The following is a 12,063-nucleotide window of genomic DNA, read 5'->3' on the forward strand; positions in this document are numbered from 1 at the left end:
GAGTTGTGGGCCGGCCGGGCTCGTGGACGAGCCCGGCCGGCGACGCGGCACGCCTGTCTAGCCGAGCGGGTGCATCCAGCCGTGGGTGTCCTCGGCGATGCCGCGCTGGATGTCCAGCAGGCGCTCGCGCAGCTTGAGGGTGACCGGGCCGGGGTTGCCGTCGCCCTGGATCCACTCGCCGTCGGCGCTCTTCACCGTACCGACGGGGGTGATGACGGCGGCGGTGCCGCAGGCGAAGACCTCGGTGAGCGTGCCGCTCGCCGAGTCGTCGCGCCACTGGTCGATCGAGACGCGGCTCTCCTCGGGCTCGTAGCCGAGGTCCTGCGCGAGCTTGAGCAGCGAGTCGCGGGTGATGCCGGCGAGCAGGGAGCCGGTGAGGGCCGGGGTGACGATCCGGTTCCCGTACACGAAGTACAGGTTCATCCCGCCGAGCTCCTCGACCCACTTGTGCTCGACGGCGTCGAGGTAGGCGACCTGGTCGCAGCCCTTCGTGGCGGCCTCGGCCTGGGCGAGCAGGGACGCGGCGTAGTTGCCGCCGGTCTTGGCGTCGCCGACGCCGCCGGGGACGGCGCGCACCCGGTCCTCGGAGAGCCAGATGGAGACCGGCTTCACACCGCCGGGGAAGTACGCGCCGGCCGGCGAGGCGATCACCAGGAAGAGGTACTCGTTGGCCGGCCGGACACCGAGGCCGACCTCGGTCGCGATCATGAACGGGCGCAGGTACAGCGACTCCTCGCCGCCGTGCTTCGGGACCCAGGCCTCGTCCTGCTGGACGAGCGCGTCGCAGGCCGCGACGAAGGTCTCGACGGGCAGTTCCGGCATGGCGATCCGGCGCGCGGAGGCGCGGAAGCGCTCGGCGTTGGCCTCGGGCCGGAACGTGGCGACCGAGCCGTCGGGCTGGCGGTAGGCCTTGAGGCCCTCGAAGATCTCCTGGCCGTAGTGCAGCGTCATGTTGGCCGGGTCGATCGACAGCGGCGCGTACGGGACGAGCTGGGCATCGTGCCAGCCGCGGCCCTCGGTCCACTTGATCGTCACCATGTGGTCGGTGAAGTGGCGGCCGAATCCGGGCTCGACCATCATCGCCTCGCGCTCCGCGTCGGACAGCGGGTTCGAGGAGGGCTTGAGCTCGATCGTGGGCGTCGTCATGAGTGCGTGTCCTTCACCGGTTTTGTGTGTGTAGGACCGCGCACACGCCCACTCGTGCCGGACAGGTGCTAGGACGTCCGAGCTTCGTGACGAGCCACGGCCCCGTTCGATTATCTCTCGCGGGAGGCCGTGCACGAAATGATGTGTGTGCGGTCCAGGATTCGATGGTGACACCCGGGGCCGCACGTGAGAAGCCGCCGGGTGCCTGTGGGACCCGGCGGCTTTGAGGCAGTCGTCGGATCAGCCCGCTACGCGTACCGCGAGCGCGTCGCCGATCTCCTCGGTGGTGCGTGCGGTTCCCTCGCGCTCCGCGAGGTCGGCGGAGACGGCGTCCTCGATGCGCACGGCCTGGGCCTCGTGACCGAGGTGCCGCAGCAGGAGGGCGACGGAGAGGATCGTGGCGGTCGGGTCGGCCTTGCCCTGGCCCGCGATGTCGGGGGCGGAGCCGTGGACCGGCTCGAACATCGACGGGAAGGCACCCGTCGGGTTGATGTTGCCGGAGGCGGCCAGGCCGATACCGCCGGAGACGGCCGCGGCGAGGTCGGTCAGGATGTCACCGAAGAGGTTGTCGGTGACGATGACGTCGAAGCGCTCCGGCTGGGTGACGAAGAAGATCGTCGCGGCGTCGACGTGCAGGTAGTCGGTGGTGACCTGGGGGTACTCGGCCGCCACCTTGTCGAAGGTGTTCTTCCACAGGTGGCCCGCGTACACGAGGACGTTGTTCTTGTGGACCAGCGTCAGCTTCTTGCGCGGGCGGGCGGCGGCCCGCTCGAAGGCGTCCCGCACGACCCGCTCGACACCGAAGGCGGTGTTGAGGCTGACCTCGGTGGCGACCTCGTGCTCGGTACCGGTGCGCAGCGAACCGCCGTTGCCGGTGTACGGGCCCTCTGTGCCCTCGCGGACGACGACGAAGTCGATGTCCGGACGGCCGGCCAGCGGGGTCTCGGTGTTCGGGAAGAGCTTCGACGGCCGCAGGTTGATGAAGTGGTCGAAGGCGAAACGCAGCTTCAGCAGCAGCCCGCGCTCCAGGACCCCGGACGGCACCGAGGGGTCACCGATCGCGCCGAGCAGGATCGCGTCGTGGCCCTTGAGGGCCTCCAGCTCCGCGTCCGGGAGGGTTTCACCGGTGCGGTGCCAGCGCTGGGCGCCGAGGTCGTACTCCTTGGTCTCCAGCTTCACGTCCTGCGGGAGAACAGCGTTGAGGACCTTGAGGCCCTGGGCCACGACCTCCCGGCCGATACCGTCACCGGGGATCACTGCGAGATTGATGCTGCGAGACATGCCACGCAGCGTACTGCGCGTCCCACCCCATGACACGTCGCGTCCACCATACGGACACATGGGCAGGTGTACGTGTACCGTTCACCCACTCGACGGGAGTGCGTCAGAGAACGGGTGGAGGTTGTCGCCCATGGACATCCCCCGTTTCGGAATCCCCGAGAAGCTCGCCGACCGCATGAGCATGGCCGAGCAGCACGACTACCTGCGCACCCGGCTGACCCGGCGCGGCGTGCTGCGCACGAGCGTGGCCACCGCCGCCGTCGCCGGTCTCGGCACCTCACTGACCGCCTCGCCCGCGTACGCCGCGCCGACGGTGCTCACCTCGCGCAGCTCCACCCGGGTGGACGGTTCGCTGGTCGCCCCGTTCGGCCGGCACCTGGCCTACGGAGCCGACCCGAAGACACAGATGGCGGTGGCCTGGCAGGTCCCGTTCGCGGTGCGCCGCCCGTACATCCGGATCGGCCTCAAGCCGTGGGCGCTGAGCCGGAAGATCGACGCCGAGGTACGTCACCTCACCACGCCGCTGCTGAACGACGGCAGGATCGCGGCCGCCGAGCAGTTCTACGTGCACGCGGGCCTGGAGCGACTGAAGCCCGGCACGACGTACTACTACGGTGTCGGCCACGACGGCTTCGACCCGGCCGACACCCGCAACCTGGGCACGCTCGGCACCTTCACCACCGCGCCCTCACGCGCCGGGAACTTCACCTTCACCGCCTTCGGCGACCAGGGCGTCAGCTACCACGCGCTCGGCAACGACCAGCTCATCCTGGGCCAGAACCCCGCCTTCCACCTGCACGCGGGCGACATCTGCTACGCCGACCCGTCGGGTTCCGGCCAGACGAGCGACACCTACGACGCCCGCACCTGGGACCAGTTCCTGGCGCAGACGGAGACCGTGTCGAAGACCGTGCCGTGGATGGTGACCACCGGCAACCACGACATGGAGGCCTGATACTCGCCGGACGGCTACGGCGGCCAGAACGCCCGCTGGACACTGCCGGACAACGGCCCGGACCCGGTGAACCAGCCCGGCGCCTACTCCTTCGTGCACGGAAACGTCGGCGTGATCGCGCTCGACGCCAATGACGTCTCGTACGAGATCCCCGCCAACTTCGGCATCAGCGGCGGCAAGCAGACGCGCTGGCTGGACCGCCGCCTGGGCGAGCTGCGGTCGCGCCACGACATCGACTTCCTGGTGGTCTTCTTCCACCACTGCGCCTTCTCCACGACCAACGCGCACGCCTCGGACGGCGGGGTGCGGGACGCCTGGGTGCCGCTCTTCGAGAAGCACCAGGTGGACCTGGTCATCAACGGCCACAACCACGTCTACGAGCGCACCGACGCGATCCTGGGGAACACGGTCAAGCGGAAGGTGCGCATCGGCGAGCGCACCGACCCGACGCGGGACGGCATCGTGTACGTCACCGCGGGCGGCGCGGGCAAGGCGCTGTACGACTTCCCGGCACCCGACAGCTACGAGGGGCATGTCGCGGACCAGGAGAGCGTGAACACGTACCACGTGGTCAAGGGCGGCGGTAAGGCCACCGAGACCGTCGAGTGGTCACGGGTGCGCTACACCGGCTTCTCGTTCCTCGCGGTGGAGGTGGAGGCCGGGCGGCACGCCCGGATGAAGGTCACCGCGCTCGCCGAGTCCGGCGAGCGCATCGACCACTTCGAGATCAGCCGGGGCTGATCCGGTCGCCGCGGCCGGGCCGCGGCGGGCCCGGTCAGTGACCGGTGGAGCCGCCGTTGTCCCTGCGGTCGAGGGCACGCTGGAGGGCGGCGGCGGCGTTCTGGCGCTCCGACTCGGTCGGGCGGTGGGCGTGACGGACGCGGCGGACAGTGGTCTCGGCCATGGTGGATCGACTCCTTGAGATCGCGCGGATTTCGAGATCGGAACTTCGCGAACGGTGATTTCGAGATCAGTGATTTCGAGGTGCCGGAAGGGGCGGGAGCGGATGCCGCAGGGGTTACCTGCACAGGGGCACGCACTCGCAACGCCAGTCGCTGGTTCAGCGATACGTTCGGCTTCTACAAAGCTAAGGCAGCCCCGCCGTTCTGTCTCCACAATTACTCGGACTTCCTACTATCTGAGACGGAGGTTTGGCTCAGCCGGCCCGCGGTTCACGGATGAGAGCCCGGACGGCGAGCGATCGTGCCTGCTCAGAGGTGGTGACATGGCCCACGGAACGCATGGGGCGCTCCGGTACGAGAGCCAGGTGTACGGCGCCGGGGGCCCCATGGAAACCGCCTCCCGGCCGGCAGGGGAACCGGTCGGGAGGCGGGACTCGTGGCGGGGCGCCGGGATGGCGGCGCCCCGGGGGTGTCAGCCCTGGTGGGGGTAGGTGTAGTCGGTCGGCGGGACCAGCGTCTCCTTGATGGCCCGGGTCAGGGTCCAGCGCTGGAGGTTCTGCGGAGCGCCCGCCTTGTCGTTCGTACCCGAGGCACGGCCGCCACCGAAGGGCTGCTGGCCGACGACGGCACCGGTCGACTTGTCGTTGATGTAGAAGTTGCCCGCGGCGTACCGCAGCTTCTCCATCGTGTACGCGGCCGCGGCGCGGTCGCCCGCGATGACGGAACCGGTCAGGGCGTAGTCGGAGACCGACTCCATCTGCTCCAGCATCGCGTCGTACGCGTCGTCCTCGTAGACGTGGACGGCGAGGATCGGGCCGAAGTACTCGGTCGTGAAGACCTCGTTCTCCGGGTCGCTGCACTCGATGACGGTCGGGCGGACGAAGTAGCCCACCGAGTCGTCGTACGTGCCGCCCGCGACGATCGTGCACGCCGGGTCGGCGGCGGCGCGGTCGATCGCAGCCTTGTTCTTCGCGAAGGCACGGTCGTCGATGACGGCGCCCATGAAGTGCGACAGCTCTGTGACGTCGCCCATCGTGATGGAGTCGACCTCGGCCGCGAACTTCTCCTTGAAACCGGAGTTCCAGATGGAGGCCGGGACGTACGCACGCGAGGACGCGGAGCACTTCTGGCCCTGGAACTCGAAGGAGCCACGGGTCAGCGCGGTCTTCAGGATCGCGTGGTCGGCCGACGGGTGCGCGACGACGAAGTCCTTGCCGCCGGTCTCGCCGACGAGGCGCGGGTAGGTGCGGTAGTTCGCGATGTTGTTGCCGACCGTCTTCCACAGGTGCTGGAAGGTGGGGGTCGAGCCGGTGAAGTGGATACCGGCCAGGTCGCGGTGGTTCAGGGCCACCTCGGAGACGGCGATGCCGTCGCCCGTCACCAGGTTGATGACGCCCTTGGGGAGACCGGCCTCCTCCAGGAGCTGCATCAGCAGCACGGCGGCGTGGGTCTGCGTCGGGGACGGCTTCCACACCACGACGTTGCCCATGAGGGCGGGGGCGGTGGGCAGGTTGCCCGCGATGGCCGTGAAGTTGAACGGCGTGATCGCGTAGACGAAGCCCTCCAGCGGGCGGTGGTCCATGCGGTTCCACACGCCCGGGGAGTTGGCCGGGGGCTGCTCGGCCAGGATCTGGCGTGCGTAGTGCACGTTGAAGCGCCAGAAGTCGACGAGCTCGCAGGGGGTGTCGATCTCGGCCTGCTGGGCGGTCTTGCCCTGGCCGAGCATCGTGGAGGCGGCCAGCGTCTCGCGCCAGGGGCCGGCGAGCAGCTCGGCGGCGCGCAGGATGATCGCGGCGCGGTCGTCGAAGGCCATCGCGCGCCAGGCCGGAGCGGCGGCGAGGGCGGCGTCGACCGCGTCCTTGGCGTCCTGCTCTGTGGCGCCGGCGAACGTACCGATGACGGCCTTGTGGTTGTGGGGCTGCACGACGTCGAAGCGCTCGCCGCCGCCCATCCGCTTCTCGCCGCCGATGGTCATCGGCAGGTCGATCGGGTTCTGGCTGAGCTCCTTGAGCTTCGCCTCCAGGCGGGCGCGCTCCGGGGAGCCCGGGGCGTAGGAGTGGACCGGCTCGTTGACCGGCGCGGGGACCTGGGTCACAGCGTCCATGAGTTCCGTTGCTCCTTAGGTAGGGAGGGGGAGGGGGCTCAGCCCTTGGTGAGAATGGAGCGGCCGAAGAACAGCAGGTTGGCCGGCTTCTCCGCGAGGCGGCGCATGAAGTAGCCGTACCAGTCGGTGCCGTAGGCGGTGTAGACGCGCATCCGGTGGCCCTCGGCCGCGAGCCGGATGTGCTCCTCGCTGCGGATGCCGTACAGCATCTGGAACTCGTACTCGTCCAGCTTGCGGCCGGCCTTGCGGCCCAGCTCCTGGGCGATGGCTATCAGACGCGGGTCGTGGGACCCGATCATCGGGTAGCCCTCGCCGTCCATCAGCGTCCGCAGGATGCGGACGTACGCCTTGTCGGTCTCGGCCTTGTCCTGGTACGCGACGGAGGCGGGCTCCTTGTAGGCGCCCTTCACGATGCGGACGCGGCTGCCGGCGGCGGCGAGGCGGCGGGCGTCCTCCTCGGTGCGGAAGAGGTAGGCCTGGATGACGCATCCGGTCTGCGGGAAGTCCTTCCGCAGCTCCTCGTGGATGGCGAACATCGAGTCGAGGGTGGTGTGGTCCTCGGCGTCCAGGGTGACCGTGGTGCCGATCTCGGCGGCGGCCTCGACGACCGGGCGGACGTTGGCGAGGGCCAGCTCGTGACCGCCCTCCAGCGCCTGGCCGAACATGGAGAGCTTGACGGACATCTCGGCCCTGGTGCCCAGACCGAGGTCCTTGAGGCGGCCGATGAGCTCCAGGTAGGCGTCCCGGGCCGCGGCGGCCTGCTCGGGCGTGGTGATGTCCTCACCGACCACGTCCATGGTGACTTCGAGGCCCTTGCCGGCGGCGTCCTCGATGATCGGGACGACCTGCTCGACCGTCTCACCGGCGATGAACCGGCCGACGACCTGCTTGGTGCCCGGGGCTGCCGAGATGAAGCGGCGCATCTTGTCGCTGCGGGACGCGGCGAGAATCACGGGACCCAGCACGGGGCACCTCCACGGAAAGTACGAACGAAGGCCGTACCGCCGCAAATGAAACATAAGGAACAGAAGCGGTACAGCACGGAGAACCACCGTGAAATCTAAGGATCTCTCCGATCCTGGGCCATCGACAGCTGTCACGCATCCGTGCCCTGGATCTCAGACATATGTCTGAAGGGGTGCGAGAATGGCCGGGTGAAGGGCGATTACCAGGAGCTGGTCGACGAGATCTCGGGGCTGCTCGGCGCGCCCGCGACGCTGGAGAACCGGGACTTCGGCCTGGTCGCCTTCGGCGCCCACGACAGCGACGACGCGTCCATGGACCCGGTGCGCACCCGGTCGATCCTGACCCGCCGCTCGACCCCGGCGGTCCGCGCCTGGTTCGAGAACTTCGGCATCACCCGCGCCACCGGCCCCGTCCGCATCCCGGCCGCCCCGGAGGCCGGCGTCAACCGGGACCGGATCTGTCTTCCGGTGCGCCATCGGGGTGTGGTGCTCGGCTACGTATGGCTGCTGGACGCCGACCCCCGGCCGACCGACCGGCAACTCGACGCGGCGATGGAGGTGGCGGCCCGGATCGGGGCGCTGCTCTCCGACGAGGCGCGGGCGGGCACGGACCTGTCACGGGAGTTCGGCGCGGTCCTCACGGCGGGGCGCGGCTGGCAGCGCGACATGGCGGTGGCCGCGCTCAGCGAGGCGCTCGGCCAGGACGCGGAGGGGCTGCACACCGTGGTGTGCGTGACCCCGTGGACGGACGATCCGCCCTCGGCGCGCACGGTGCCCTCGGCGGCGGCCCTGTCCGGCACCCCGTCCGCCGACGGGGCGGGCACCGCCGCCCTGGCCGCGCTGGTCCGGCTCCGCTCCCCCGACGTCCTGGACCCGGCACTCGCCGCCGCCGACCGGCTGCGCGCCACCGCGGGGGCTGCCGCAGGGGCTGCCGCCACCGCCGGGATCGCGGTGCCGCGCCGGGGCCTGGCGGAGCTGGCCGACGCCTGGCACGAGGCATCCGCCGCGAACCGGGCGGCAGCGGCGGAGTCCCGGTTCGGCCCGGTCGCCCAGTGGTCGGCCATCGGCCCGTACCGTCTGCTGACCGCGCTCGCCCCCGGCACGGCGCCCGACCACACGGTCCGCCCCCTGCTCACCCCGGCGCACCGGGATCTGGCCCGTACCGCCGAGGTGTTCCTCGACTGCGCGGGACAGGCGTCCCGGACCGCCGGCGAGCTGGGCATCCACCGCCAGACGCTCTACTACCGCCTCTCCCGGGTCCAGCAGCTCACCGGCCTGGACCTGAACGACGGCGAGGACCGGCTGCTGCTGCACATGGCGCTGAAGGCGGCCCGGCTCTGAGGTCCCTGCCCCCGCCCCTGCCGGGGCGAGGCCCTACAGCCAGGACGGCGGCTCGGGAGCGACGACCGGGTGGTCGCTGACGACGGCGGCCATGACCAGCGGCGCGTCCCCGTCGCTGTGTCCGACGCTCACCCCGGCCCAGCGCCCCTGGCCGGACACCGGACCCCACACCGCCAGGTCGCCGTGGCAGTCCTCGTCGAGCAGCGCCTGGAACAGCGCGGGCACCGGCTCCCCGTCCTGTTCCAGGAGGAGCGCCACATGCACCGCCACCTGGCGGTGAGCGCCCCAGCGGCTGTCCAGTACCGCCACGAGCGAGGCGAGCTTCGCCTCCGCGGCCTCGATCGCGTCGTCCCACTCGGCGCCGTGCATCCCGTCGAGGGAGTCGCTCTCCCAGAGCGGGACGATCCGGAAGCCCTCGCCGGCGGTCACCGTCCACTCCCCCGTGTCCGGGTCGCCTTCGGCCACCGTCGGCCCGATGTCCGGCAGCGGAGCGGCGAGCAGCGTCTCGATGTCGGTGACGGCCCGCACGACGTCGAACGTCTCCCCGGCCCGGACGCTCACCGCACGGCCCCGCTCACGCCGCGCGGGAGCCGCACGGGCCCGTCGGCCGTACGAAACACCATCTCGCAGCACCCCACTTCACGTATCAACCGCTGTACCTGTGCCCCCTGTTGCCGGTCGCCCACCACATCACCGGCAACAGGGCCGCTCGTGGCGCCGCCACTACCGCTCCCGGCCCTCCAGGACCACCTTCAGTCCGTCCGTCAGGTCCTTCGCGGACGGCGCCGAGTCACGGTCCATCATCCACTGGACCATCACACCGGCGAGCAGCGCCTGACAGAACAGTCCGGCCACCCGCGCCCGCTCGGGATCGGTCTCCGGGTCGATGCCCAGCATGTTCTCGGCGAGCCCGTTCCGGCCCTCGCGCTGCGGGCCGGCCAGGGCCTTCTGCAGTTCGGGGTCGGTGTCGATCCTGGAGATGACCTCCATCTGGAGCTGCCAGACCGAGCGGGTCTGCTCGTAGCTGCCGATCACCCGCTCCCAGGTGTCGCGGAACTGGTCGAGCGGGGCCCTGGACGTGTCCTCACCGGCGGCGGCGCCCTCGGCCCCGTCGGTCAGCACGTCGCCCCACTCCTCCGTCACCTTGATGAAGGCGAGGTTGAGCAGGGCTTCCTTGGAGCCGTAGTGGTAGCCGATGGAGGCGAGGTTCGTACCGGAGGCAGCCACGATGTCGCGTGCCGTCGTCCGGGCGTACCCCTTCTCCAGCAGGCAAGCCTTGGCGCCTTCGAGCAGATCCTCACGATGTCCCATGACAGCAGCGTACCCGGCACGCAGACGTCTGTGTAAGACACACGTCTAGATGCCGGGTACGGAGGTTGCGGAGGGGACTCAGTCGGTGAGGTTCACCGAACGGGCCGAGGCCGCGCCGATCTCGGCCGAGATCTCGGCCAGCACCGACGGCGGGACGTCGTCGTCGACGGTGAGGACGACGAGCGCCTCGCCGCCCACGTCGGCCCGCGAGACCTGCATGCCGGCGATGTTCAGCCCGGCCTCACCGAGGATCTTGCCGACCGCGCCGACGACACCGGGGCGGTCGTCGTAGCGCAGCACGACCATGTGGTCGGCGAGCGCCAGGTCCACGTCGTGGTCGCCGATCGCGACGATCTTCTGGAGGTGCTTGGGGCCGGCCAGCGTGCCGGAGACCGCGACCTCCTCGCCGTTGGCGAGCGTGCCGCGGACGGTGACCACGTTGCGGTGGTCGGGCGACTCGGAGCTGGTGGTGAGGCGGACCTCGACACCGCGCTCCTGCGCGAACAGCGGGGCGTTCACGTACGACACGGTCTCGTCGACCACGTCCTCGAAGACGCCCTTGAGCGCGGAGAGTTCGAGCACCTTGACATCGTGCTGGGTGATCTCGCCGTACACCTCGACGTCGAGGCGGGCCGCGACCTCGCCCGCGAGCGCGGTGAAGATCCGGCCGAGCTTCTCGGCGAGCGGCAGTCCGGGACGGACGTCCTCGGCGATGACGCCGCCCTGGACGTTGACCGCGTCCGGGACGAGCTCACCGGCGAGCGCGAGGCGCACCGACTTGGCGACCGCGATGCCCGCCTTCTCCTGGGCCTCGTCGGTGGAGGCGCCGAGGTGCGGGGTGCAGACGACCTGGTCGAACTGGAACAGCGGGGAGTCCGTGCAGGGCTCCTTGGTGTACACGTCGAGGCCGGCTCCGGCGACGCGGCCCTCCTTGAGGGCGGAGGCGAGCGCCTCCTCGTCGACGATGCCGCCGCGTGCGGCGTTGACGATCCGCACCGAGGGCTTCACCTTGTGCAGCGCCTCGTCGCCGATCAGGCCGAGCGTCTCCGGGGTCTTGGGGAGGTGCACGGTGATGAAGTCGGAGACCTCAAGCAGCTCGTCCAGCGAGAGGAGCTTGACGCCCATCTGCGCGGCACGCGCCGGCTGCACGTAGGGGTCGAAGGCGACGATCTTCATGCCGAAGGCCGACATGCGCTGCGCGACCAGGACGCCGATGCGGCCGAGGCCGACGACACCGAGGGTCTTCTCGCTCAGCTCGACGCCGGTGTACTTGGAGCGCTTCCACTCGCCGTTCTTGAGGGCGGTGTTGGCCTGGGGGATGTTGCGCGCGGTGGCGACCAGCAGACCGCAGGCCAGCTCGGCGGCGGTGACGATGTTGGAGGTCGGCGCGTTCACGACCATCACACCGGCCTTGGTGGCCGAGGAGACGTCGACGTTGTCCAGACCGACGCCCGCGCGGGCGACGACCTTCAGCTTCTTCGCGGCGGCGATGGCCTCGGCGTCGACCTTGGTGGCGGAGCGCACCAGGATGGCGTCGACATCGGCGATCGCGGGGAGAAGCTCGGCGCGGTCCGCGCCGTTGCAGTGCCGGATCTCGAAGTCCGGGCCCAGGGCGTCCACCGTGGCGGGCGACAGCTCTTCAGCGATGAGTACGACAGGTTTCGAGCTCACGTGAGTCCTCACAGGTCCAGTGCGGACGGCCGTCCCGACGGCCGCAGGCGGTGGAGGGGCTTGCCGCGTGGAAGACGCACGACACTGTGGGCCTGACGCGTGTATGTGTGCAGAAGTGTAGTCATGCGCGGCGACGCATACTGCGCCCCGTTGGAAGGATCACCCGCATGAGGCTGGACGACTTGTACACACGTACGACGCCGCCTCTTCCAGCGGTGAAGCAGGGCTGACGCCTCAAGGGCGGGTCCGGGGACCCGCCCTTGAGGCATCGGTGTTACGCGTCGTCGTCGTTGACCCAGCTCATGAGCTTGCGGAGCTCGCGGCCGGTGGTCTCCAGCAGGTGGTCGCTGTCGGCCTTCTTGTACTCGTTGTACTTGGGCAGACCGT

At 70.1% G+C, this 12,063-nt stretch carries 9 protein-coding genes and 2 pseudogenes; 2 read left to right on the forward strand and 9 right to left on the reverse strand.

Annotated features, from left to right (window positions below):
- Positions 1 to 57: 57 nt before the first annotated feature.
- Together ACIO3R_RS30270 and ACIO3R_RS30275 are read right to left on the reverse strand one after the other, a co-directional pair.
- Entirely contained in the window at positions 58 to 1,146 is a 1,089-nt protein-coding gene (locus tag ACIO3R_RS30270) for a branched-chain amino acid aminotransferase (protein WP_402110149.1), read from the reverse strand.
- Positions 1,147 to 1,386: 240 nt separating this feature from the next.
- Positions 1,387 to 2,427 (reverse strand): 3-isopropylmalate dehydrogenase, encoded by a 1,041-nt coding sequence (locus ACIO3R_RS30275; RefSeq protein ID WP_385026355.1) that lies wholly within the window; start codon positions 2,425 to 2,427, stop codon positions 1,387 to 1,389.
- 130 nt (positions 2,428 to 2,557) lie between these two features.
- On the opposite strand from ACIO3R_RS30275, the pseudogene ACIO3R_RS30280 reads away from it, so the two are divergent.
- A pseudogene (locus ACIO3R_RS30280) lies at positions 2,558 to 4,123 on the forward strand (fibronectin type III domain-containing protein).
- 34 nt (positions 4,124 to 4,157) lie between these two features.
- On the opposite strand, the gene ACIO3R_RS30285 reads toward ACIO3R_RS30280, so the two are convergent.
- The 3 genes from ACIO3R_RS30285 to ACIO3R_RS30295 form a co-directional block, all read right to left on the reverse strand.
- Positions 4,158 to 4,286: a hypothetical protein gene (locus ACIO3R_RS30285; RefSeq protein ID WP_260255582.1), complete on the reverse strand. Its 129-nt coding sequence runs from the start codon at positions 4,284 to 4,286 to the stop codon at positions 4,158 to 4,160.
- 470 nt (positions 4,287 to 4,756) lie between these two features.
- Positions 4,757 to 6,388, reverse strand: coding sequence for an L-glutamate gamma-semialdehyde dehydrogenase (pruA, locus tag ACIO3R_RS30290; protein ID WP_363030210.1), 1,632 nt, complete (start codon positions 6,386 to 6,388; stop codon positions 4,757 to 4,759).
- A 38-nt stretch (positions 6,389 to 6,426) separates the two neighbouring features.
- On the reverse strand, positions 6,427 to 7,353 hold the full coding sequence (locus tag ACIO3R_RS30295; protein WP_363030212.1) for a proline dehydrogenase family protein: 927 nt from the start codon (positions 7,351 to 7,353) through the stop codon (positions 6,427 to 6,429).
- Positions 7,354 to 7,542: 189 nt separating this feature from the next.
- Between ACIO3R_RS30295 and ACIO3R_RS30300 the strand changes: the two genes are divergently transcribed.
- A complete protein-coding gene (locus ACIO3R_RS30300; protein ID WP_385026366.1) occupies positions 7,543 to 8,694 on the forward strand; it encodes a PucR family transcriptional regulator in 1,152 nt (383 codons plus the stop codon).
- 33 nt (positions 8,695 to 8,727) lie between these two features.
- On the opposite strand, the gene ACIO3R_RS30305 is transcribed toward ACIO3R_RS30300, so the two are convergent.
- From ACIO3R_RS30305 to ACIO3R_RS30320, 4 genes and pseudogenes are all read right to left on the reverse strand, one after another.
- Entirely contained in the window at positions 8,728 to 9,255 is a 528-nt protein-coding gene (locus tag ACIO3R_RS30305) for a hypothetical protein (RefSeq protein ID WP_402110153.1), read from the reverse strand.
- 162 nt (positions 9,256 to 9,417) lie between these two features.
- The gene (locus ACIO3R_RS30310; RefSeq protein WP_385026372.1) at positions 9,418 to 10,005 is read right to left on the reverse strand and encodes a TetR/AcrR family transcriptional regulator; all 588 of its coding nucleotides are present in this window, start codon (positions 10,003 to 10,005) and stop codon (positions 9,418 to 9,420) included.
- A 78-nt stretch (positions 10,006 to 10,083) separates the two neighbouring features.
- The gene (serA, locus tag ACIO3R_RS30315) at positions 10,084 to 11,676 is read right to left on the reverse strand and encodes a phosphoglycerate dehydrogenase (protein WP_123461818.1); all 1,593 of its coding nucleotides are present in this window, start codon (positions 11,674 to 11,676) and stop codon (positions 10,084 to 10,086) included.
- A 274-nt stretch (positions 11,677 to 11,950) separates the two neighbouring features.
- Positions 11,951 to 12,063: pseudogene (locus ACIO3R_RS30320) on the reverse strand (ketol-acid reductoisomerase); the annotation flags it as partial.

This window comes from Streptomyces sp. NPDC087428, from assembly GCF_044744085.1.
Lineage (GTDB): Bacteria > Actinomycetota > Actinomycetes > Streptomycetales > Streptomycetaceae > Streptomyces.